Source organism: Paenibacillus sp. JNU01 (assembly GCF_059130585.1).
Window position 1 is genome coordinate 556,787 of the sequence record NZ_CP169723.1, and the last position, 24,258, is coordinate 581,044.

Sequence of the window (24,258 nt, forward strand, 5' to 3'; positions counted from 1 at the left end):
AACAATAATGATTTTACATATTGGTCAAAAAGATCAAAGAGAATTCAAAAGGGAGAGATTATTTACATGTTAGTATCCGTTAAAAAAGGGATGATTCTATGTTTGATTACTGCAATGATTCTGGTGCTCGCAGCGTGCTCAAACAACAATGGTGGCAGCGAAGATACGAATGGCAGCTCACAGCAAGCTGCGGAGAGCAGCGCCTCGAATGCAGCAACAAACGGGGAACAAACCGACGCAGACGCTTCAACACCTGCTGAAACAACTTACCCGGTAACCGTTTCAAACTATACAACAGAGAACGGCACATGGGTGAAGAAGGAGCAAACGTTTGACAAGGCACCTGAACGAGTAGTTGCTAATACCCAAGGTGCAGCCGAACTGATGATTCGCCTTGGTTTGACAGACAAGCTTGTAGGTGTAGCTGCACTGTTTGGAAGTGTACCTGAAGATATCGCTGATGAATTTAAACAAATTCCTGTGCTGGCTGAAGGTTATGTAGGCAAGGAAGTGACCATAGGGGCTTCGCCTGACCTGGTTGTGGGGCGTGGTGGATTGTTTGAGGATGCAGATTGGGGTGTTGGTACAGTAAGCAGCTTGAATGATATGGGGATCAAAACGTATGTACAAAGCACCAGTGTTCCTGATGCATCGTTAGATAGCCTGTATCAGGATATTACTGAATTAGGTGAGATATTCAACGTACAAGCGAATGCAGCGGCATATATTGAGACGCTAAAAGCACGCGAGACTGCGTTGTCGGCCCGAGCTAGCGCTGAAACGATCAACTATGCATCTTTTTCGGATAATGGTGATGGAACGATTGGAATCTACAACGGAAATGGAGATACGTTTATTGAAAGTGCAATGTCATTAATCAATATGCATAATATGCTGATTAATGAAACCGGCACACTCAGTCTGGAGAAGCTAATCGAGATTAATCCGGATGCCCTGATTATTTCCAGGTATGCTGGTGGCATTGATCCTGAACAGACAATTGAAAAACTGCTATCCAACAAGCAGGTACAGAACATCAATGCAGTTAAAAACAAGAAAATCTACATTATTGATTTCAACAACTTCTGGGGCTACGGAGATTCCATCTTCACAGGTGTTGAAGGGCTCGCTGATGATCTCGGGTTATAAATGAATCCCCTTAAAAGTCGCTATTTTAGCGGCTTTTTTTGTTACCAGGAACCAAGTCTCCGACTCTAGTTGAACCGGATTAACTCGTTAAATGATAATGAGAATGGAGTCAAACTTTATTTGGAATCTAACGTTACTATTATAAGATTAAAAATCACATGAATGGGGCGAGTCGATGTGAAAATGAAGTATTTGAAAAAAGTAGTTGTCGTTGCATTCGTGATGTCCGTCTTATTACCACTGGGGGCTCAAAAATCTGAAGCAGCAAAAAAATACGTTAATTTGGAAATTCAGTGGGCGGACGGCCGTATTAACCATGTTGAGACGTTACACAAGGATGGAATCACTTACGGAAGCTTGTTCTCACTTGGTATTAAGGCAGGTCTGCCGTGGGGGATGGAAGATGATAATACGGCCGTACTGAAGAACAGTCAGAAGCATATTGTAGTGCACTTGGGAAGTAAAATTGCCGAAGTGGATGGTCAAAAAGTAGATATGGGCAGTGAACCTGTATGGTATATTAGTAACCTTTATGTACCCATTAGTTTTCTTGCAACTGCTATGGACGGGGAAGTGACTCATCAAGATACGAAGACGAACAAGGTAATCGTGACTGGGCTGAGCAATTATACCGATACTTTTTATGGCAGCAACATGGGATACATCTATATGATTCGTGCTGCAAAAGGTGATCTTGAGATTACGAATGCAGTTACTGGACAAAAGAGTTTGATTCCATTAGGTATAAAGGATATGAATGTAAATACCCATGATCTCAAGATCAATTTCAAGCGGAGTCCTCAAAATCTACTTATTGTCCTCATAGAACATACCAACCGAAAAACGGAAGACTACGATCTTTACACGTTGGTATTCAAAAACAAAGGTCTGGTTCGCAAATCCATTGCTCACGGGGTAACGGGGCAGCATGAGATTTTAAATGAAGATAGTACCATTCAACTCATTGATGACAACAGTATACGTATTATCGAAGATGGAAGTGGTAAAGTGCTTGAAGTGCTTCCTCGTTAAATCGATATCTGATCGGATATTCTGAATTGTCATAATAACATAATGTCCAGTTATCATGCTCTTATATTATTGAATAAAACAATTATCTCAAAGAGCCGCTGATCAAAGTGATCGGCGGCAAAGATAACATTTAATTAGGGGCAATGGGGGATAAGTTAGGCATGACAACTTCACTTCCAGGCTCCATTAACATGATATGACATTCCTTTTCGGCGGAAGGCTTGATCTCGACTCCCTTGGGTACGATATACATCTCATCCTTACAAATCTTCACTTGCCCATCACGAAAATCTATTATCATTTCCCCTTCGAGCACAAAAAACAACTTATCGGTTTCCTCATGAACATGCCACTCAAAATCTCCAGCAATCTTTACGATCTTAAATTGATGATTATTCATTTCTCCAATGAGTTTCGGGGACCACAGATCGTTGATTTTAGCAAATTCCTCATTCAATTTAATAGCTTGATAGTGCATCGTAATTCCTCCTGTGTAATGTTCGTTTAAGTTCAGTATACTGATTTAGATTTAGGCGTAACATGGATGCCTGTTGAAATCAGGATGGATTATTGATGAACCTCTGACGATACGCAGTAGGAGAGACACCATTTTGTTTCTTGAACACTCTACTAAAATAATAGGGATCGGCAATGCCAACCGTTTCAGCAATCTGTTGCACAGAAGCGTCATTTGCCAATAACATTTGTTCAGCTATCTTTATACGATATTTCAATATATATTCTGCTGGCCCCATACCTGCATGTCTTCTAAACACATAGGAAAGCCGGTTACGATTAACGTTATTTTGTTCTGCAAGCGATGCGATCGTCAGACTTTGATCATAGTATTTTTGAATATAGGCAGAGACCCGTTCAAATAAAACAACTGATTCACAACTTTTTTGCCTATGGTCAACACATAACAAAGTTTCATTCAGCACATCGCGAAACAGCATTTCTGTCTGAAACCTTGAAATACCTCCATGCTGGTTATACACATACCAAAGACGCATAATTAATTCGATCAGACGAGGAGATTGGCCCGTTGATAATTCAAAATGCTGATGGGAGAAGCTTGACTCTTCCAGATCTGAACTACATATTCGGTATAAAACCAAGATATACTCCCAGTCATTTTTATTAAACACGGTCTGATCCAGTTTCATTTTTGCTCCCCCATGCACAACTTTTCCTGGTGAAAAGATATAGGGCGTCCCATCAAATTGAAATTGTATTTTTCCTGTAAGGGGGAACACGAATCCAGGGAAGGAATCGGTATAGTCAGCGTGAGGAACCCCTGGATTTCTAGCATATCGATATATTCCTTCTACTTGAAAAGGAATGTGTGCAAAATGCGCTGCTAACTGATTAACGTCTACTTTCACATTCCGTACCTCGTTTCAATAATGTTGCCAGTCCTGTTGAGATAAAAGGCTGTAGATCTTACTACAACACTATTGATAATCATTATCAATGTCAACATATTAAACAAAGACCTTTTCAAGAATCACGAGAGTACGAAACCTCTTTTTTACATCTGGGCAATTGAATCGATCTTGTGTTAACATGTGCACTAACTAATCCAAATGTCTGCTTGAGAAGGGGAACCCATGTCCATTCGAATTAAAATGCTGCTATCTTTCACGAGTATGCTTGTAATAAGTCTGCTGTTCATCCTGCTAACGGCAAGCCTGTACACGATTGCGGCCACAGGGGATCTGCAGAGTTTTCGTGATATATACAAGGTACATTATCAGATCAAACCACTGAGTGACCAGGGAGAATCGATCTTTCAAGAGATGAAGTTTCTGGCTAAAAATGATCCTGACGACCTGCAGAACAAGGTTTTGCTGCGTGAATATGACATGAAGCTGAGAGCTGAGAAGTCAGGGCTCTACGTCAGACGGGAGAATAGTCAGATCTTCGAATCGCTGACCTTCAACCAGCCGGAACTGAGACAAGCTCTACCTGCCTACGATCTTAACAACTATCAGATTCGAAGCACCTTCAATATAGGTGAGCGATTCTACGCGTATGCGAAATTTGATTTTCAATACTCGGATGGAGAACGGGGAAGTATCTTCGTTATTCGGGAGCGAAGCCCCTTTGCGGAACTTACTCGCAAATTACTGCCTGTGATGTCACTTCTGCTAATCGGTGTCCTGATTATCACCAATCTGCTACTGTTCCGCTGGATCACGCGCAGTTTTATTAAGCCGCTCAATCAACTACGAAGCTCAGCCGAACATATTAAAGATGGCAATCTATCCTTTGAGATTCAGCTGAATTCCAATGACGAGGTTGGGCAACTCAGCGAAGCATTTGAGAGTATGCGGAATCAATTGCAGCGCTCCTATGCGTTACGACAGCAGGACGAAGCGAACCGAAAAGAGCTTATCTCGAACATTTCGCATGATCTCCGTACGCCGATTACCAATATTAAAGGTTATATTGAGGGTATTCGTGACGGAGTGGCCAATACTCCTGAGAAAATGGAGAGTTACGTTAATATCATTCACTCCAAAGCAGTTAGTATGGATAAGCTGGTGGATGAACTGTTTTTATATTCGAAGCTCGACCTGAACCAGGAACCTTTCCTGTTCAAAACAGTTGATCTCGCTGATTTCCTGGAAGACAGTATTGAAGAGTTGAGATACGATCTGGAGGACAAAGGTGTTGCCTTGCATTGGAATAACCAGTTGTCTGGTCCCGCTATGTCTGCTGTGGATCCGGAGAAGTTAAAACGTACCGTTGTCAATGTGGTGGATAATGCACTCAAATACATGGAGAATGATAACAAACTATTCGAGATTACACTTCAAGCTGATGAGAAATGGATTACGATGGCGTTTAAAGACAATGGCAAGGGGATAGCCGAAGAGGCACTGCCTTATATATTTGAACGTTTCTATCGGGCAGAACAATCCCGCAACTCGTCAACGGGTGGCAGTGGACTTGGGCTAGCTATTGCCCGGCAAATTATTGATGGACATGGGGGCTTCATCTGGGCAGAAAGCAAGCCTCATAATGGCACGAGCATATATATCAAACTGAAACGGCTAAATGAAGAGAGGGACTAATGAGTCATGGCAAACATTTTGATCATTGAGGACGAAACAACGATTGCGGAACTGGAACGGGATTATTTTGAGCTCAATGGATTCTCCGTGGATCTCTGCCACAACGGAGATGAAGGTCTGAAGCAGGCACTTGAGGGGGACTACAATCTGATCATTGTTGATCTGATGCTTCCGGGACTCGACGGCTTCGAATGTTGCAGGCGTATTCGCGAGGTGAAGGAGGTGCCCATCCTTGTCGTTTCCGCGAAAAAGGAAGAAATCGACAAGATCAGGACATTTAATCTGGGTGTGGATGACTTTATTACAAAACCGTTCAGCCCAAGTGAATTGGTTGCGCGAGCAAAGGCTCATTTGACCCGATACGAGAGACTGCTTGGCAAAAACAAACCCGCTGAGCAGGATGAAATCCACATTCGGGGGCTTCACATTGACAAAGGATCACGCCGTGTTTTCGTTAATGGAGAAGAGGTGGCAATTACAACCAAGGAATTCGAGTTACTTGTATTTCTTGCGAGTCATCCCAATCGTGTATTCAGCAAATCCGATCTGTTCGAGCGCATCTGGGGCATGGATTCCACCGGAGACATAGCAACGGTTACCGTCCATATTCGCAAACTGCGTGGCAAGCTGGAGACAGACCCCAAAAATCCGGAGTATATTGAAACCGTATGGGGCGCAGGCTACCGGTTTACTGCATAAGTTTCGTGAAAATTTAGAGCTAGTTTATATTTTGTTAATAACTTTATCATTGGGAGTTTCTTTTTGTCCTCTATTCTATAGATACAGGCAACTACAACCTATAGAGGAGGAATTCAACCATGAATTCAACAACCCGCAAAATCGCTACATTTCTAACCATAACTGCATTAGGTACAGCAGTATTCCCGCTAACTGGGAATCAAGTACATGCAGCTACATACGTTAATACCATTGCGGCAACAACCACACAGCTTACTCCACAGCAGATTGATGCTGCTGTCAAAGAACTGAATAGTTTGGGGATCATGAACGGGTACGCAGATCAATCCATGGGTGAACATCGAGCAATTACCCGTGCAGAGTTAGCGTCATTGGTTTTTAAAACGTTTCATTTGGAGAGCAAAACAGGAGAAACCTTAGAATTAACAGATGTTAATCCCAATGCATGGTATTCGCCATATGCCTTAAAGCTTGTTGAACTCGGCATCATGGAGGCACACGATGGACAATTCCAGCCACAAGCTCAAGTGACAGATGCGGAACTCGAACAGGTCGTATCCAAAGCCATGCAGCGTGACGTGAAATCCGTTCAGCATTGGATGAGCGAGTTCTACTCCGAGAACGGTTCAGCAACGCGCGGCGAAGCAGCGGTGCTATTGCAAACAGCTCACCGAGCCATTCCTTCGGAGCAAGCTCAAATCCAGAGCGTTAGATCGCTGAATGCCATTACGTTAATCGTCACATTTGACAAACCACTGACAGCAACGGATGAAGCTTTTGCCAAGGCACAATCGGACTTTGCGTTTAGTGGTCGACTGACCTTAACCAATATGCCCCGTTTGAAAACAGGCTCGATTGCCACTTACATCGTTCCAACGTCCGTACAAGATGCTGGTGAAGTGTACAGCCTTACTTACAAAGGTCAAGATGCTGGTTCCTTTGAAGGCAGTGGCACGAAAATAAACATGACCACAGCTAGTCAAGTCACGAATGATACATTCGAGATTGAAGCATTGCAAGAGAACGGAGTCGTCGATTACGGTTACATTATCTCGGCTTACAGCGGTGGTCGAGGCGCGAATGCGTTCGTGCTGAATGATCAAGAACAAGCCGGAGGCAAAACGTTTCAAATCATCTCTTCCATGCAGGCAAGACAAGTTGTAATTACGCCAGAAGGCGGCGAGCCCATCATTGCCAGATATGTGCCGTTCACACAATCGACAGACGGCAAACAAGAACCGAAATTCCGTTTGCCTGAAGGTCAAGTGTTGAAACCAGGTGTAACATATACCGTATATTCAGACTGGGCGAACCTCGAAAATGCTTCATTCACTGCAAAATCGTTTGATGCGCTAGAGGTTGCAAGTGCTCAGGCTGTGAGTGAAACCTCCATTGAAGTTACACTTGCCCAAGATCCCGGAGATGAACTGTTCTCTGGTCGGAGTGTAACGTTAACAGCACCTAGCGGGGAAGTTCTGACAGCCACCTATAAATACTCAAGTCGAAAAGGATCTACAGGTGTATTCGACATTACGAATGACGGAAAGCTGACTCCAGGTACGACCTATACATTAAACCCAGTTGGGGATTGGAGCGTCTCTTCTTCGGTTACCCTGACCCTGGAGTAAAGGAGGCAGTATGAGTAAGTCGCTGATCATCGTTATACTAATAAGTAGTATGTTTAACTTGCAAGGCTGTGTACCTGAGTTGAAAAACGACTCGAATGTGGAGGAGAAGAACATGACTTCACTGGAAGAACAGTTGTTCAAGGCGGTAGAGGATAGAGATAACGAAAGTATTCAAAAATGGATTCAAGCCGGCGCCCATATCAATGCTCAGGATCAGAACGGAAGAACGGCTGCCATGATGGCAACTTATAACAACGATCTGGCCTCAGCAAAAATATTGATTGAAGCTGGTGCAGATGTAAATGTACAAGATGATATGAAGAATAACCCATTCCTGTATGCTGGGGCTGAAGGATACTTGGACATTTTGAAATTGACGATCGAGGCGGGAGCAGACCCAGCGATAACGAATCGATATGGAGGAACGGCACTTATTCCGGCTTCGGAGCATGGATATGTGGGGGTGGTACGGGAACTCCTGACCCAAACTTCAGTGAATGTGGACCATGTGAATCAATTGGGATGGACAGCGCTTCTGGAAGCGATCATATTAAACGATGGCAATGCACAACAGCAGGAGGCCATTCAATTACTTATTGAGCATGGAGCAGACGTAAACATAACAGATCGTGATGGTGTGTCACCGCTCAGCCATGCAAAGAAGAGAGGTTTTAAGGAAATAGAAGACATTTTGGTACGGGCTGGAGCCCAATAGAAATGATCTAGTGTCAATAAAGAAATCAAAATGTTGAGCTACATGTAAATGGTATTTATAGAGCGCCTGCTTCCTTCGATGCTGAGGGGCAGGCGCTTCAATATATTAAAAAATGAATATCTCTGCTTTGAAATTTTCTATAGTGTACCACTCTGCTTCCAGATAAAATGGAAATACCAACCATGTAAGCGCTATCTATTAGTTACAGTGCAGTTCTCTTTACCTTATTGACCTGCACTCAGTAATATTAACTTTTACATGTTGGAATCATTCATGGAGGTGTATGATGAAGAGGAAGTCTTGGTATACTTTGGCGGTAACAGGTATTGTTTCGTTGTTTTTTTCAGTAAGCGCTTTCGCGGGTTATGTGTTCTGGGAACCACTAACCTATTTTAACGCAAGTACATGGCAAAAGGCGGATGGGTATTCCAATGGGGGAATGTTCAACTGTACCTGGCGGGCTAACAATGTCAATTTCACAAGTGATGGAAAGCTTAAGCTTGGGTTGACCAGTTCTGCACAAAACAAGTTCGATTGCGGAGAGTACCGATCCACGAATACGTATGGGTACGGCTTGTATGAAGTCAGTATGAAACCTGCGAAGAACACAGGTGTGGTTTCCTCATTTTTCACATACACAGGGCCCTCACATGGCACCCAATGGGATGAAATTGATATCGAATTTTTAGGGAAGGACACCACCAAAGTGCAGTTTAATTATTATACCAATGGGGTTGGCAATCATGAGCAGATTATCAATCTGGGTTTTGATGCATCCCAAGGTTTCCATACGTATGCATTCGATTGGCAGCCGGGACATATCAAATGGTATGTGGATGGTGTCCTGAAGCATACGGCAACCAGCAATATTCCAAAAACACCAGGCAAAATTATGATGAATCTCTGGAATGGAACGGGTGTAGATAGCTGGCTCGGTCCTTACAACGGTGCCAATCCGCTGTATGCAGAGTACGATTGGGTCAAATATACGAGTAATTAAGTAGACTGAAGCAGCCGTTAGCGGCTGCTTTTTTCGCTATACAACGGTATTGTAATTATTCAATCTATATATTCAATATCCAATATCCTAAATTAATGCAATAAATGTTGCAATATTAGTATGGGCATAAATATCATTCATTCATTATGATTAACGTGTAAGCAACATTACATAGACTGGGGGAACGAAGTTGGACACAAGTAAAAAGAGACGCGTAGGCAGCTTGGTCATGATTGGTGTATTGGCCCTATCAGCAGCTTTGAGCGGATGCAGCAACGGAAACGACAAACAGACAGAAACGAGTGCACCGGCGACAACGTTGGAGCTCAAAGATGGGAAATATGATCCACCCGTATCTATTACATATTTACGGCCATGGGGTCCAGATGTGAAGTTTAAGCCGGGTGAGGATCAGGATAACAACGTGCATACCAAATGGGCCAAGGAGAAACTCGGTATTGAGCTGAAAAACCAGTGGATATCTCCTTCCACCAATAATGCATTTGAGACAAAGCTGCGCCTATCACTGGCGTCCAATGCTGAAATGCCTGACATCATTTCGTATCGCGGCGAGTTCAATCTGGTACGTGAATTGATTGAGTCTGGAAAATTTGTCGATGCTGGCGAGTTGTTTGACCAATATGCAAGCGATACATGGAAAGCAGCCGTAAACGAAGATCCTTCTGTATGGTATCCATACATGCAAGATGGAAAAAGAATCGGTATTCCCATTCTGGACTATGCCTATAACGGCGATCCTGTCATGTGGATCCGTGAAGACTGGATGAAGAAATTCAATTTGGAAGCACCTAAAACCATAGATGATCTTGAAGTTATTATGGAAACGTTTACGAACCAAGATCCAGATGGCAATGGGAAGCAGGATACCTACGGATTGACCATCGGCTTCAAGAACTGGCTTAACACCTGGATGTCAGAAGCCGGATGGGTATTTGGCGCTTATGGTACCATGCCGAACCAATGGAATCTGACGGAAGATGGAAAACTTGAATACGGTTCCGTGACACCCGGTGCGAAACAGGCTTTAGCCAAATTACAAAGCTGGATGAGCAAAGGATATATCCCGGAAGAAGCCGGTGTGTATGACGAGACAAAGGCAGCCGAAGAATTTACTGCTGGAAAAGCAGGTATTGTGGTAGGTCCTCACTGGATGCCATCCTGGCCACTGGAGGATGTGAAGAAAAACAATCCTGAGGCTGAATACAAAGCGTACCCGATTCCTTCCGGTCCGAATGGTCAGGCAGGAAGACATGGTACGTCGAATGGAAACGGCGTAGTTCTGATTAACAAAGACATGAAAAATCCGGAAGCCTTTTTCACCTATCAGAACTATCTCTTTGATCACTATGCAAATCCTAAAGAAGGCGACGAGTTCGAACATGGATTTGCCGAAGGATACGATTGGGTTATGGTCGATGGGAAACCATCAACTGATGCAAGTCTAACGGGCGGTTACGCTCCCGAGAAGTACACGTTAACTTTTGATGGAGCGCGTATTCCGAGTTTGAGCATGACAACACTCGCGAAGCTGGCAAGTGGTGAAGAACCAACAACGCCTTTTGAGAAAAAAATCAAATCAGGTGTACCTACACCTATGCTTGATGCAGCCAAAATTGTATTGGATCAAAAAGATATCGTGTTCAATCAGATGTTTACCGGTGCACCTTCCATGACGATGCAGATGAACAATGATATTTTGACGAAGATGGAGAAAGATACCTTCTCTCAAATTGTATATGGCAAAACCTCTGTGGATGCGTTCGACTCATTTGTTGAGAAATGGAAGTCTTCCGGCGGAGATCAGATTACGAAAGAAGTTAACGAGTGGTATGATTCCGTGAAAAGCGGAAAATAGTACGAGGACTGAGACGCGAGTATTACTTCGATGCATCGTGCTCACATAAGCAGACAAAAGGCATTGCTGGATATGAACTCCGGCAATGCCTTTTGCTATGCACTATGAAAACGGGGAAAACGGTGAGTCTGGCAAAACGTTAAAGTCTGGTCGGAGTATTGCCTAAACCGGCAGATTTTCCCGATATTCTTGAGGAGTAAGATCATAAAATTTCTTGAAAACTCGTATGAAATAGGCGGTATTGTTGTAACCGACAAGTTCAGCAATTTCAAATACCTTGGCAGTTGACGTTCGCAAATGATAGGCTGCTTTCTCCATCCTTAATCGGTATACATAGGCAGTAAGTGCTTCACCGGTCTCCGCCTTATATACCTTGGACAAGTATACTGGATGCAGATGCACATGGTCAGCAATGGCAGGCAGCGATACATCACCGGCCAGATGAAGGTCTACGAAACTCTTGACGCTGCGTACAATGGTGCTGTGATTGTCTCTGAGCTCTTGTTCGGCATCATCTCGTATGTAATAAAGCGTACGTATGGACCAGTCCTGCAACTGCTGTGCAGTAGAATAGCTGGGAGCATGAAAATAACGATTGGACTCCGCTGGAATCAATGATGATATTTGTTTACCATTTTTATGAATGATGTACGCAAATGCACCAGCAAGCGCAAAATACACCTCAATGGTTGACTCCACAATATCATGATGTTCACTCGAATGCAGCAATTCCTCAAAAATATGCCTGATTTTTTGTTCCACATCCTCAAACCGCCCAGCTTCCAATAGACTGATCAACGTTGGCGGCTGATAAAGTGACCTGATCGTATGAAGCGGATTGGCGTCCGTTTCATCGGAAGCTGTGACAAACAAGCCTTGAACTTGCCCCATCCGTTTACGCATGGACATAACGGCCCGCTCATAGATTTCCCCTATTTCGTGAGGGAACTTGCCCCAGTTAGAGACAGAAATCGAGATCGCACCCTTCAAGTATAACTTAACATTCGTTTGAATCTGGGCAGCATACTGCTCAAGCAGGGTCTGAGGTGTCTCGTTCCTGCTATAGCTCATCGTTGTGGAGTGCTTCATGCTAACCAGAACAACAATGTAATCGTGAACGTCTCGTGTGTGCCAGATATGAAAATGATTATGCATCACTTCACTAATGATATTACATATCGCATATTCCATTAGGGCAAGGTCACCGTGTGCCATTTCAGATAGATGTTTCTCCATGCGAATAACCAGCATACCCAGGTCTTCACCTATGGAGTAGGGAAGCTCCAGCAGATCAAGCTTGTCTGCCAGTGTCTTCGGATCATAGACTTTTCCAGTCAGCAATTCATGCAGCATTATGGATTGAAGCAAGGGCAGGTGATCCTGAAAGGCGTGTAAAGCTCGTTGATGGGAGGCTGCCGTTTCCCACTTTTCTTTTATTCGATGAACGAGGCGTTGGACCGTTTCAATAAGATCTTCATCGCTAACCGGTTTTAGCAAGTAATCAAAGCTTTCCTGGGCGATAGCCTGTTTTGCATATTCAAAATCAGCATGACCTGATAACAGAATCGTCTGTACATGGGGCCATTTTTCATGAATCGCTGTAATAAGCGCTATACCTGACATTTCGGGCATTCGTATATCTGTAATGACAATGTCAATGTCGTGGTTTTCCATGATTTCCAACGCTACCGAACCGGATAAGGCTTCGTGTACTGTGCCAATCCCGCAGCTTTCCCACGGAATGGTCTCGGCCAGCGTTTCCACGACTGATCGTTCATCGTCCACTAGTAATAATTGCAGCATGAGTTGCTCACCTACTTGTTAGTATTGTCGTGCCATACGATGTTAACTTTGATCCCACCTGATTCAGAATGATCATAGGCCAGTCCTGATCCATCACCATAGAGAAAAGACAAGCGTTGGTGGACATTCCATGTGCCACATCCCATGTTCTCATCCAGCGGTTTGGTAAGATTATTCCTTAATTGTTCAAGCTGTTCATCAGACATGCCAAGCCCGCTATCCTCCACTGTAATCGTGTACACATCATTCTCGCAATCGGCATAAATTTTGATCTCACCATTCTCGGATCTGGGTTCCAAACCATGAATAATAGCGTTCTCAATAATAGGCTGAAGGGTCAGTCTGGGAACTGTTTTATCCAAAATAGCATGGGGGACGTCGATTGTAAAATGCATTCGTTCCAATCGCAGTGACTGAATTTCCAAATAATTTTTGACCATCGTCAACTCTTCCCGAAGCGTGGCTTGATCCTTTTCAGACCTGGTTATGTATCGGTAATACTCTCCCAGATTAAGTGCCATGGCTACCACAGCTTTCTCATTTTTCATTCGGGCCATGTTCTTGATATAGAAGAGACAGTTATAGAGAAAATGCGGATTAATCTGCGATTGAAGCTGTTTAAGTGTGGCTTCGCGACTTCTCAATTTTTCCTCGTATACATTCTCGATTAACTCTTGAATTCGTTGTGCCATGATGTTGAAACGTGCAAATAAAAGACTAAATTCATTCCTCGCCGTATGATGCAACCGAACGGAAAAATCCCCGGTGGATAAACGATTCGTTCCTTTGACTAACTGTAGAAGTGGAAGTTGCACACTGCGATAGAGTGTATACAGCACAACAACACTCATCACGATCAGAACCGCAATTGAAGCGTAAAAGAGATTCCGGCTGCTCGTAATCGGTTTTAATATTTGCTGCATGGGAACATAGTCAACATAGTACCAGCCAAGGCTCTTGGATTGAATGTAAGAGACGTAATATTCCGTCTTGTTCAACGTTGTGCTGAATCCACCACTGGTTTTCAGATCTGCTTCTTTCAGAGAAGGCAGGATGGCCTTCAAGGTATCCTTTCCGGAGCTATTACTGATTAAACCATAATCCGGGTGGAACATAAACGGATCACCCTTGTTGTTTAACTTGTTTTGATTCAGCAGTGCGGTTAAATGGTAATCCGGAAAACTGATTTTGGTAATTAACCGAGCTTTGCCGGGTTTCGCCATCGCTGTCGTTGGATCGGTCGTATACCAGATAAACTGATGATCGGCATAGGTCCACGACTGGGATAGCGGCTCCGTGAATTCGTTATCCCTATAGGGAATATAGGCATAATAATCCGTTGATATCACTTTCTTCATCCGGGGGAAGTACAGCGTAATCGTCGAGTGCCATTTACTCGCTGCGTTATACAGATTCATCTTCTCCAGAATGGCGCTTCCGACTTTTACACGTTCATAAGGTACGTCCTTGTAGTCGGGACGTTGATATTCCTGAATACTGGAATCTTGTCCAATAGACATTCCATATAATGACAATTGGTATATATTGGATTCTACTGAATCCGCAAACGTCGAAAGATGATTCATCGTGTTGTTCTGAATCTCATGTTCGATAACTCTTACGCTTTCCCGGTTCGAGTACGTGTAGAGAAACAATACCAAAATAAGCAGCATCACAAACAACAATGTAATTTTGGTAAAGACATTCATGCGTGTGAGCAAAGTTCAACCTCCTTAATCTCATTAAAATAGTGATATCGTTGTTGCAATATTAGGATATAGATCGCAAATTTCCATTGCTATAATTTTAATATACAAGTTCACGATGACTTGTAAAATATAAATTTTAGAACATGGGGGATGCAGGAGTGAAGGAACATACGTTAGAAACGCCGCATAAACGGCGCTCCACCAGGGTCAAACAGCGCTGGAATATGCAACGGAATTGGACCTTGCATATGATGCTCGTACCAGCCGTATTGCTGGCACTGGTGTTTCAGTACATACCGATGGGCGGCATTGTAATTGCTTTTCAGGATTTTAAGCCTTACTTGGGATTTTCTGAATCCAAATGGGTTGGTTGGGACAATTTTAGATATTTATTCTTATATCCGGATGTAGGTCAGGTGATCTGGAATACACTAGTCATTGCATTTTTCAAAATCATCGCTGGACTGTTCGCCCCATTTTTGTTTGCCATTTTGCTCAATGAAGTTCGCTTGACGGCATTCAAAAGAGTGAGTCAAACGCTTGTGTATCTGCCGCATTTCCTATCATGGGTTATTCTCGGTGGGATTCTGCTCGACATCCTGTCTCCTCAGGGCGGCATGGTGAACCAGCTTGTCGTAGCCTTTGGAGGAGAACCAATTTTCTTCCTGGGAGATGGTACATGGTTCCGTATTACGCTAATCGTCAGCGATGTATGGAAAGAATTTGGTTTTGGTACGATCGTATTTCTGGCTTCTCTATCCGGAATCAATCCTGCGCTCTACGAGGCTGCCGAGGTGGATGGAGCCAACCGTTTCAAACAGACGCTGCACATTACAATTCCAGCATTGATGCCAATCACAATTGTATTGATGACGCTCTCTATCGGCAATATCCTGAACGCCGGATTTGATCAGGTGTTCAACTTGTACAATCCACTTGTGTATGACAAAGGCGACATCATTGACACCTTTGTATATCGACTCGGGATCTTGAACGGGAAGATGAGTTTTGCCACAGCAGTGGGGTTATTCAAATCAGTGGTAGCTACCATTTTGATTGTTATATCGTACAGAATGGCTTACAAACTGGCTAATTATCGAGTTTTCTAGAGAGGAGAAAAGGGCTTGTATTATAAAACAAAAGGATACCGCATATTTAGCATCGCTAACTATACTTTTCTTGGGATATTATCGTTACTCTGCATTTTACCAATTATTCATATATTGGCTGTTTCATTCAGCAGTATGGCGCCGGCATCATCGAATCTGGTCAGCTTCTGGCCCATTGGTTTCACAACGGACGCTTATGTGAAAACCTTCGGAAATTCAAATTTCATCAACTCGCTTCTGGTGTCTCTTAAACGGACTGTGCTTGCCACGATCATCGGTATGGTCATCATGCTCATTACCGCATTTCCGTTGTCGAAGGAAGATATCAGCTTTAAAGGTCGCTCGTTGTATACATGGTTCTTTGTATTCACCATTTTGTTCAGCGGCGGTCTGATTCCCAGTTACATTCTGATTCAGAAGCTTGGTCTGATGAATACGATCTGGGCGCTTATTCTGCCCGGCGCGCTGTCCGTGTGGAACGTCATTCTGATGATGAACTTCTTCCGTGGTCTGCCGAAAGAACTTGAAGAAGCAGCCTATCTGGATGGAGCAGGTCATATCAAAACGTTGATTCTGGTCTACGTCCCACTGTCGCTACCGGCAATCGCAACCTTGTCTTTGTTTACAATGGTGTATCAGTGGAACTCCTGGTTCGACGGAATGATCTACATGTCTGATATTAAAAACTATCCGCTTGCTTCTCTGTTACAGACTATTATTGTTCAGCAAGATCTCAGCAAAATCAACGTGGATCCTTCCATGTTGGAGAATATCTCGCAGCGGACCGTACGCGCAGCACAGATCTTTATCGGTGCGCTTCCGATTCTGATGGTATACCCGTTTTTACAACGTTTCTTCGTAAAGGGAATTGTTATTGGAGCAGTCAAGGAATAGCTAGACTATGCAAGGATAACTGAGCTGAGGGAGGAAGTAAGATGAGAAGAGGACTGGCATGGTTGGTCGCATCAAGTTTAATGGCTTCACTTGTTTATCCAGCAACTGCTGGAGCAGAAAGTGTAAAGGGTCAAGCGGAGGTGGGAAATGTGCAGGCGAAAAGCCTGCACTCCTCTGTTCCCTATACAGACCTCACCGGGCATTGGTCACAATCTGCAGTTACACGGTTGCAAGAGTTGAATGTATTGAAAGGTTATACGAACGGTACATTCAAGCCTAATCAGGAAATTAGCCGAGCTGAATTCGTTATGATTTTGGATCGGGCCTTTGGTTTCACGGGTAAAGCGACGATTGATTCGTATGCGGATATGACTTCAGACGATTGGTACTATGATGTAATGGTACGAGCGAATGGTTCCGGCATCATCGAAGGCACAGACCGTAAACATCTCTCACCGCAAAAACCGATTACCCGCCAAGATGCAGCGGTTATGGTAGATCGAGCGTTTCAGCTTTCAACGATTACAGGTGAAGATAATGAACGATTGGAATTTCAGGATGCAGATGATATTTCCAGTTATTCAAAGAAAGCGCTTACCTATCTGGTGAAAGAAAATATTTTAAATGGCTTCCAAGGTAAATTAAATCCGAAATCTCCGATTACACGAGCAGAGACAGCGGCCATGTTGTCGGCGATGATTACCGATCTGAAAAGTGCTCCTGGTATATATGAGTCCCGGGTGGATGGCAACTTGATTATTAAATCGACGGATGTCACGTTAAAAAATATGATCGTCAATGGAAATCTTCTGCTGGCAGAAGGAATAGGTGAGGGTTCTGTGGTGCTCCAAGGCGTAACCGTTACAGGAAGTGTCATCATTAAAGGCGGAGGCAGTCATTCCATCGACATTAGCAACTCCAAGTTGAATCGAGTGGTCGTTGACAAACGGGGTGAACCTGTCAGAGTTGCCATTGCGGGAGAAAGTAACATTCAGGATCTGCATGTCATGCAAAAATCCATTCTGGAAATCTCTTCAGACAGCCTCATTAATTCTATGAATATTCATGCAGAAGCCACTCAGACTCGAGTGGATACCAAAGGTACGATTCAACAATTAAGTGTTGATGCGAATGATGTTGTTATTAATGGAGAGAAAGTGAAACAAGGTTTGCGTACATCCATGGCAGGGGAAGTTCAGCAACCTGCATCGTCACAGCCTGGGGATTCTACGAGTTTGGCAAACACGCCAACGCAATCTACTCCAGGAGGGCAAACACCATCCAACCCATCGACACCAAGCAATCCTGCGGGTGAAAAACCGGTGCCTGCTACAACGATTCCGCATGATCAATGGGAACTGGTCTGGAATGATGAGTTCAACGGGCCTGCAATTGATGCCTCCAAATGGACCGTGCAGGATACAGGTCTGGTTTATAATAATGAAATGCAGTATTACAGCCCGGATAACACTCGTATTACGAAAGATCAGAACCGAAGCGTACTACAGATTGAAGCGAAAAAAGGTCCGAAAAATGGTAAGGATTACAGCTCCGGCAAACTGATCTCTATGGGAAAAGGCGACTGGACCTACGGTAAAGTGGTAGTACGTGCGAAGCTTCCTATTGAAAAAGGCATGTGGCCTGCCATCTGGATGATGCCTACGGATGAAGCACATTATGGCGGATGGCCAGCATCTGGTGAGATCGACATTATGGAGCTCATTGGTGGCAATGAGAGTAATAACAAGGTATATAGCACATTGCACTATGATAGTGTGAAGCCTGATGGTTCCCATGGACATGATCAGGGAAGCCTTACTCTTCCGGAGGGAGAAACCTTTGCTGACGATTATCATGATTTCCAGGTGGAATGGTTGCCGGGCATGATCCGCTTTTATGTAGACGGTAAACTGCATCATGAAGTGACTAACTGGCAAACCAAGGCCGCGGGCCAACCTGAGTATTATACGTTCCCTGCACCATTCGATCGTCCATTCTATCTGATTCTGAATCTGGCAGTTGGCGGAGACTGGCCGGGCTCCCCTGAGAGCGACTTCACTTCTGAAACGATGAATGTTGATTTTGTACGTGTGTACTCTTATAAAAATCTCAACACATGGCCTGATGTAACAACCAATCCCATCGAGCCTGTACAACAGCGTGAACCACAAGCCGATGGCAATCTAATCTACAATGATCGTTTTACGGAAGGGTCTGAAGAAAATGGATTGCCTCTACAGTGGAAATTTATTACGAATGCTGACGGAGCGGGCAGTGTGCAAGTTGTAGAGGATGAGCAGAAAGGCAAAGCAGCACAAGTTAGTATTGATGCATCAGGGACTGAGAACTATGCGGTTCAACTTACTCAGATGCCCATGTACATGAAGAAAAACAAAAAGTACAAGATACAGTTTGATGCGAAGGCTTCTGCTAACCGCACGATTATGTCCAAAGTGAACCAATTCGAAAAGAGTTGGACGAATTATTCGGGTGAGAACACCTTTGAACTCACGACTGATTGGCAATCCTATGACTATACCTTCAATATGCGGGATGGATCGGATAACAATGCCAGATTCGAATTTAATTTGGGATTGGATGATACAAGCGTTTGGTTTGCCAATGTCAGGCTGATCGAGGTGGGTGAGGCAGATTCGCTAACGGTTGAACGTAATGCGTTACCTGATGGCAACTTCATTTATAATGGAACGTTTGATCAAGGTAAAGAGCGTCTGGGATTCTGGTCAAGCAACATTCAAGAAGGTGCAAAGGCTCAGATCAGCGTAAATAACTTTTTGAAATTCCCGATTATGGAACGTCAACTGGTTGTGGATGTTACGCAAACAAATGGTGAACCACAACAGGTTTCGGTGAACCAACCGGAGTTGAAACTGGAAGCCAATTCAACGTATGGATTCTCCTTTGATGCCAAGGCAGATTCACCACGAAGTATGGATATCGATCTTGTCAGCAGTAATGGGCATACGGTGCAGGTTCATCAAGGGCAAAACCTCTCATTGAGCCAAGAAATGAAAACGTATACCGGAGAGATCATCGTTGGAGATGGGCCAGCAATCGCACAATCCGAACTACAACTGTTATTCGGCAGTTCGAAAGGTAAGGTATATGTAGACAATGTTCGACTGACAAAACGCGGAAAACCTCTCTCGGTGAATGGCTACGCACATGTGCCTGCAACCGAAGCTTGGGCGATGCAGGGCTTACAGCTGGAGGACTCCGTAGAAGGAGGAGAACATGTCAGTTACATGGATCAGGGAGATCTGCTACAATACAAAATCGATGTAGCCCAAGATGGAGAATATGTTCTGTCTGCCCGAATGTCCAGTGGGAAAAGTGATTCTGAAGTACGGTTCAGCATTGAGGATGAACAAGGTACAATCGTTGCTCAGTCCGAAGTGAATCTCGGAGACACGGGGGGATGGCAAACGTACAAAACCGTGTATTTCCCAGGGGTCAACTTGGCAGCAGGCAAATCCTATTATGTGAATTTTGAAGGAGCAGATTACAATACCCGTTGGGTGGATATTTCACTAAACAAAGTTCAGAACAGCCAGCTTGCAGCGGATCTGAATCATTGGGAGCTGACTCCTGATCATCTGACAGCTTCACATGACGAGGGCAAAGGATTAACGATCAACTTGCCGGGAACAAGTGAACAATGGTGGGAGGCTTTGCTGCAACAAGGTCAGATCGAACTGGATGCAAATAAATCATACCGACTTACCTTCGAGGCATCTGCTTCAAGTCCTAAATCCATGCAAGCGGTTCTTTCTCAGAATGCAGGGGATTTTGTGAAGTATTTGGAAGAAGAAGTGGAATTAAGTACGGACCCACAGTCGTATAGTTATACAATCACCATGGGAGATACTTCTGATTCAGCAGCCATACTTGCATTCGGACTAGGATATCCGCTACCTGCAGGTGAACACTCGATTAACATTCATAACATTCAGTTATATGAAGTTAATCCGAATGCAGATCAAGGAGGGCAGCCAGCTCATGTTAATCTTATTCCCAATGGAGACTTCTCCAAAGGTAAAGACAGCTGGTTTACCTACGCGGATGGTAATGCAGCTGATCTTGAGATGCAAGTTAGCAATCAACAGCTTCATGCCAAGATTGGTAATGCTGGACAGAACCCATGGGATCGTCAAGTCATAAATGAAGGATTTGGCATACAGCAAGGTTTTAAATACAAATTAACGTTTAAAGCCAAAGCGGAGAAGTCCAGAAAAGTGGGTTTGGGAATTGGATGGGTCGATGCAGCTGCCAACTATGAATGGCATGGATTCTTTGGGGCACGAGTTGATTTGACTCCAGAAGAACAGGAGTTCACGTTTACATTTGATGCAACAGAAGCCAGCTATGCGAATACTCGCATCTCATTTGATCTGGGTAACATCGACGGCGCAGAAGACGGTAACACAACTGTTTCTTTGTCCGATGTCAGTTTGATTAATCTGGGTCCTGCCAATTAGCTTCCAATCTCTTCCTCTTGGCAGCTAAAAAACACAGAATAAAGATGCTTTACAGTGACATCCTAAAGAGGTAGTACACATCTCAGTTTCCAGAGGAGGATCTCTTTTATGGCTGACCAGAAGAAACGAAAAGAAGCTGCCTGGAAGTCACGAAAGCAAGAACAGCATCCCCATGGTAAAATCAAATCGCTAAAAGAATTATCCAGCGAGTATGAAGAGAAACCTACTACGAATTAAACGAAAGACTGTCAGTGAACATTGCTGGCAGTCTTTTTATATGTTGCAAACATTGAGTTACTAAAATGCACACTCTGTCCTAAAAACGAATGAATATAAGATATAGTATATATATAGTTCGTAAATAACTGTGAACAAATCGTCAAATCGTTGACATCGCATGTTATTTTAATTAGAATACGAAATGGACTTCAGGTTAAAACAGAAATGAGTATCTTTATGTTTCGTTTTTATGTTTCGTATAGAGCATAGCTGTTAAATCTTTAATCCTAACAACGAATATAGGAGCGTTAATATTACAATCCTATATGAAGATTAGGATTTTTTTGTTTTTAGCTTGGAGTATAAATTGAAAGTTGGAGGCTGGCTTTAGCATGGACAATTGGTTCAAACTCAAAGAAAGAGGTACGAGCATTCCCACAGAGATTATCGCGGGGATTACAACATTCTTCACAATGGTATACATAGTGATCGTAAACCCAGGAATACTCAGCAGCACGGGCATGGACTTTAACGGAGTATTCATTGCAACGGTACTGGCAAGTATTGTGGGAACTCTGATTATGGGCATATGGTCCAATTATCCAATCGTCATCGCACCGGGTATGGGCCTGAATGCATTCTTTGCGTATAGCGTGGTTGCTGGATACGGCGTATCTTGGCAGATTGCATTGGGAGCCGTATTTATCGCAGGCATTTTGTTTATTATTTTATCACTTACTTCATTCCGTTACATGTTGCTAGATGCCATTCCGGCAAGCTTAAAACATGCCATAACCGCAGGAATCGGATTGTTTATTACAACGGTAGGTCTGCAAAATGCCGGCATTATTGCCGATTCGGAATCGAATTTGATTACAATCGGAAACCTGGCTGAGCCAATGGCTTATCTGACTATTATCGGATTGATTATTACTGTTGTGCTGATGGCTTACAAAGTGAAGGGTTACCTGTTCATCGGCATGGTGGTTACAGCGATACTTTCCTGGATCATGGGACTATTCCAAATGCCGGAATCCATTGTATCCATGCCGCAAGGCCTCTCGTCAACGGCTTTGCAGCTGGATTTGGCAGGTGTATTCTCAAATGGCTTGTATACGATCATATTTACGTTCCTGCTGATCACACTGTTTGATACAACGGGCACGATGCTCGGCGTTGCCGAACAAGCAGGATTGCTTAAGGAAGGTAAATTCCCACGCTCGCGTGGCGCACTATTGGCAGATGCCGTAGGAACAACCAGTGGCGCTTTGCTCGGAACAAGCCCAACATCGGCTTACATCGAGTCCAGCACAGGGGTGGCTGCAGGAGGAAGAACGGGACTGACAGCGGTAACGGTAAGTGTGCTTCTTGCGCTGACGTTGTTCTTCACACCGATCGTAAGTGTAATTTCAAGCATTCCGGCGATCACTTCTCCGGCACTGATCATTGTTGGGTACTTTATGATTAACGTTATCAGCAAAATCAAATGGGATGATCTCGAAGAAGCATTTCCTGCCTTCCTGATTATCATCCTTACTCCGCTCACGCATAGTATTGCGACAGGTATTGGCGTAGGCTTTATCTTTTATCCGGTACTCAAGCTGCTTCGCGGAAAAGGCAAGGATGTTCATCCAATATTCTATATCTTTGCAGTATTGTTCTTCATTCAGCTTGTATTCCTGGACCACTAAAAATGGTCTAAACCCTAAAGAGAACTGCTCTAACAAGCAGCTCTCTTTTTTTGTAGTTCATATTCCGTTCATATTCCCGTCACGAAGGGTACATCTTGCATGGTTACACTATATCTATGCTGCAAGAGCGGCTCTACAGATATATAGACAGGAGAAGATGGATTTGGGAAAAACAGAAGATACAACAGTAACGGGGACTAAGGGCCGTAAAAAACGGAAGTTATGGTTGAAAATAATGGGTGGTATTATCGGCGCGCTGGTGCTGTTTATGGGTATCACGTTTGTTGTTCATACAATCAGTAATGGGATTGAGAAAAAGAAAATTGAATCGTATGGCCAATATGTTAATGTCGATGGAAAAAATATGAATGTGTCTATTCAAGGCAGCGGTGAACAAACGATTGTGCTTTTGCCTGGACAAGGAACCCCGTCACCCGTGCTTGACTTCAAATTGTTAATCGATGAATTAACCTCGGATTACAGAGTTGTGGCAATCGAACCTTTCGGTTATGGATTAAGTGACCAAACCGATACGGAGAGAACGACCGAGAATATCGTCAGTGAAATTCATGAAGCTGTACAACAGCTTGGAATTGATCGTTACATTCTGATGGGGCATTCCATCACAGGACTATACGCAGCGACGTATGTGAACACGTATCCGGATGAAGTTTCTGCTTTTGTCGGGATCGACAGCAGTGTTCCGAATCAACCTGGCATGGATGTCAAATTACCTTTGAACTTAATGAAATTTCTTAAACAATCAGGCCTGATGAGAGTAATTGCAAAAGTAAGCGGTGATTCAGATGCATCACTTGCATATGACGAACATACCAAAGAACAGATGAGGTTGATCTCGAATCAAGTTTCAACAAATCCGACAATGATCAATGAGCTAAAACATTTGGGTTCCAATTTCAAAAATGGATCAAACCTCACTTACCCTCGTGATATGCCAATGCTTCTATTCGTTCAATCCAATAACGAGCATAATCCACAATGGATTCCGCTGCACGAAGAGCAAGCGAAACAGTCTGCACAGGGCAAGATGATCCCGATGGAAGGTTCACATTACCTGCATCATACGAAATATAAAGAGATCGCTGAAGAGTTCAAATCTTACATGAAACAACTCCATTAGAGATTGATCATTAT

At 43.7% G+C, this 24,258-nt stretch carries 18 protein-coding genes; 14 read left to right on the forward strand and 4 right to left on the reverse strand.

The window, feature by feature from the left end; translation table 11 throughout:
* The first annotated feature begins 66 nt into the window (after positions 1-66).
* Together NLBNIHML_RS02225 and NLBNIHML_RS02230 are read left to right on the forward strand one after the other, a co-directional pair.
* Positions 67-1,149, forward strand: coding sequence for an ABC transporter substrate-binding protein (locus NLBNIHML_RS02225; protein WP_494353656.1), 1,083 nt, complete (start codon positions 67-69; stop codon positions 1,147-1,149).
* A 183-nt stretch (positions 1,150-1,332) separates the two neighbouring features.
* A complete protein-coding gene (locus NLBNIHML_RS02230) occupies positions 1,333-2,181 on the forward strand; it encodes a stalk domain-containing protein (protein WP_494354658.1) in 849 nt (282 codons plus the stop codon).
* Between the two features lie 130 nt (positions 2,182-2,311).
* Here NLBNIHML_RS02230 and NLBNIHML_RS02235 read toward each other — a convergent pair whose 3' ends face one another.
* Together NLBNIHML_RS02235 and NLBNIHML_RS02240 are read right to left on the reverse strand one after the other, a co-directional pair.
* Positions 2,312-2,659: a cupin domain-containing protein gene (locus NLBNIHML_RS02235; RefSeq protein ID WP_494353657.1), complete on the reverse strand. Its 348-nt coding sequence runs from the start codon at positions 2,657-2,659 to the stop codon at positions 2,312-2,314.
* Positions 2,660-2,738: 79 nt separating this feature from the next.
* Positions 2,739-3,566, reverse strand: a complete 828-nt coding sequence (locus NLBNIHML_RS02240; protein WP_494353658.1) for a helix-turn-helix domain-containing protein — start codon at positions 3,564-3,566, stop codon at positions 2,739-2,741.
* A gap of 225 nt (positions 3,567-3,791) precedes the next feature.
* Between NLBNIHML_RS02240 and NLBNIHML_RS02245 the strand changes: the two genes are divergently transcribed.
* From NLBNIHML_RS02245 to NLBNIHML_RS02270, 6 genes are all read left to right on the forward strand, one after another.
* Positions 3,792-5,261 carry a sensor histidine kinase gene (locus NLBNIHML_RS02245; protein ID WP_494353659.1) on the forward strand — a complete coding sequence of 490 codons (1,470 nt, stop codon included), beginning with the start codon at positions 3,792-3,794 and terminating at the stop codon, positions 5,259-5,261.
* Positions 5,262-5,267: 6 nt separating this feature from the next.
* Complete coding sequence (locus NLBNIHML_RS02250) at positions 5,268-5,960, forward strand: response regulator transcription factor (protein ID WP_472478085.1); 693 nt, start codon at positions 5,268-5,270, stop codon at positions 5,958-5,960.
* Positions 5,961-6,079: 119 nt separating this feature from the next.
* Positions 6,080-7,588 carry an S-layer homology domain-containing protein gene (locus tag NLBNIHML_RS02255; protein WP_494353660.1) on the forward strand — a complete coding sequence of 503 codons (1,509 nt, stop codon included), beginning with the start codon at positions 6,080-6,082 and terminating at the stop codon, positions 7,586-7,588.
* A gap of 10 nt (positions 7,589-7,598) precedes the next feature.
* Positions 7,599-8,303, forward strand: a complete 705-nt coding sequence (locus NLBNIHML_RS02260; protein ID WP_494353661.1) for an ankyrin repeat domain-containing protein — start codon at positions 7,599-7,601, stop codon at positions 8,301-8,303.
* A gap of 286 nt (positions 8,304-8,589) precedes the next feature.
* Complete coding sequence (gene bglS, locus NLBNIHML_RS02265; protein WP_253442587.1) at positions 8,590-9,303, forward strand: beta-glucanase; 714 nt, start codon at positions 8,590-8,592, stop codon at positions 9,301-9,303.
* Positions 9,304-9,493: 190 nt separating this feature from the next.
* Positions 9,494-11,179: an extracellular solute-binding protein gene (locus NLBNIHML_RS02270; RefSeq protein WP_339255226.1), complete on the forward strand. Its 1,686-nt coding sequence runs from the start codon at positions 9,494-9,496 to the stop codon at positions 11,177-11,179.
* A 162-nt stretch (positions 11,180-11,341) separates the two neighbouring features.
* Here NLBNIHML_RS02270 and NLBNIHML_RS02275 read toward each other — a convergent pair whose 3' ends face one another.
* Positions 11,342-12,982 (reverse strand): response regulator, encoded by a 1,641-nt coding sequence (locus tag NLBNIHML_RS02275; protein WP_494353662.1) that lies wholly within the window; start codon positions 12,980-12,982, stop codon positions 11,342-11,344.
* Positions 12,983-12,993: 11 nt separating this feature from the next.
* Positions 12,994-14,703 (reverse strand): sensor histidine kinase, encoded by a 1,710-nt coding sequence (locus NLBNIHML_RS02280; RefSeq protein WP_339242820.1) that lies wholly within the window; start codon positions 14,701-14,703, stop codon positions 12,994-12,996.
* A gap of 146 nt (positions 14,704-14,849) precedes the next feature.
* Between NLBNIHML_RS02280 and NLBNIHML_RS02285 the strand changes: the two genes are divergently transcribed.
* The 6 genes from NLBNIHML_RS02285 (at position 14,850) to NLBNIHML_RS02310 (ending at position 24,244) form a co-directional block, all read left to right on the forward strand.
* Positions 14,850-15,800: an ABC transporter permease gene (locus NLBNIHML_RS02285; RefSeq protein WP_421889768.1), complete on the forward strand. Its 951-nt coding sequence runs from the start codon at positions 14,850-14,852 to the stop codon at positions 15,798-15,800.
* Positions 15,801-15,815: 15 nt separating this feature from the next.
* Positions 15,816-16,694 (forward strand): carbohydrate ABC transporter permease, encoded by an 879-nt coding sequence (locus NLBNIHML_RS02290; protein ID WP_253435956.1) that lies wholly within the window; start codon positions 15,816-15,818, stop codon positions 16,692-16,694.
* Between the two features lie 41 nt (positions 16,695-16,735).
* Positions 16,736-21,193, forward strand: a complete 4,458-nt coding sequence (locus NLBNIHML_RS02295) for a carbohydrate binding domain-containing protein (protein WP_494353663.1) — start codon at positions 16,736-16,738, stop codon at positions 21,191-21,193.
* A gap of 108 nt (positions 21,194-21,301) precedes the next feature.
* Positions 21,302-21,430 (forward strand): DUF6254 family protein, encoded by a 129-nt coding sequence (locus NLBNIHML_RS02300; RefSeq protein ID WP_219845137.1) that lies wholly within the window; start codon positions 21,302-21,304, stop codon positions 21,428-21,430.
* Between the two features lie 374 nt (positions 21,431-21,804).
* Positions 21,805-23,103, forward strand: coding sequence for an NCS2 family permease (locus tag NLBNIHML_RS02305; RefSeq protein ID WP_494353664.1), 1,299 nt, complete (start codon positions 21,805-21,807; stop codon positions 23,101-23,103).
* A gap of 157 nt (positions 23,104-23,260) precedes the next feature.
* Positions 23,261-24,244 carry an alpha/beta hydrolase gene (locus NLBNIHML_RS02310; protein ID WP_494353665.1) on the forward strand — a complete coding sequence of 328 codons (984 nt, stop codon included), beginning with the start codon at positions 23,261-23,263 and terminating at the stop codon, positions 24,242-24,244.
* Positions 24,245-24,258: the final 14 nt, after the last annotated feature.

Bases quoted from the DNA above. Each gene is read 5' to 3' on its own strand.
- NLBNIHML_RS02225 (WP_494353656.1), top strand. From the start codon at position 67: ATGTTAGTATCCGTTAAAAAAGGGATGATTCTATGTTTGATTACTGCA.
- NLBNIHML_RS02230 (WP_494354658.1), top strand. From the start codon at position 1,333: ATGAAGTATTTGAAAAAAGTAGTTGTCGTTGCATTCGTGATGTCCGTC.
- NLBNIHML_RS02235 (WP_494353657.1), bottom strand. From the start codon at position 2,659: ATGCACTATCAAGCTATTAAATTGAATGAGGAATTTGCTAAAATCAAC.
- NLBNIHML_RS02245 (WP_494353659.1), top strand. From the start codon at position 3,792: ATGTCCATTCGAATTAAAATGCTGCTATCTTTCACGAGTATGCTTGTA.
- NLBNIHML_RS02250 (WP_472478085.1), top strand. From the start codon at position 5,268: ATGGCAAACATTTTGATCATTGAGGACGAAACAACGATTGCGGAACTG.
- NLBNIHML_RS02255 (WP_494353660.1), top strand. From the start codon at position 6,080: ATGAATTCAACAACCCGCAAAATCGCTACATTTCTAACCATAACTGCA.
- NLBNIHML_RS02260 (WP_494353661.1), top strand. From the start codon at position 7,599: ATGAGTAAGTCGCTGATCATCGTTATACTAATAAGTAGTATGTTTAAC.
- bglS (WP_253442587.1), top strand. From the start codon at position 8,590: ATGAAGAGGAAGTCTTGGTATACTTTGGCGGTAACAGGTATTGTTTCG.
- NLBNIHML_RS02275 (WP_494353662.1), bottom strand. From the start codon at position 12,982: ATGCTGCAATTATTACTAGTGGACGATGAACGATCAGTCGTGGAAACG.
- NLBNIHML_RS02295 (WP_494353663.1), top strand. From the start codon at position 16,736: ATGAGAAGAGGACTGGCATGGTTGGTCGCATCAAGTTTAATGGCTTCA.
- NLBNIHML_RS02300 (WP_219845137.1), top strand. From the start codon at position 21,302: ATGGCTGACCAGAAGAAACGAAAAGAAGCTGCCTGGAAGTCACGAAAG.
- NLBNIHML_RS02305 (WP_494353664.1), top strand. From the start codon at position 21,805: ATGGACAATTGGTTCAAACTCAAAGAAAGAGGTACGAGCATTCCCACA.
- NLBNIHML_RS02310 (WP_494353665.1), top strand. From the start codon at position 23,261: ATGGATTTGGGAAAAACAGAAGATACAACAGTAACGGGGACTAAGGGC.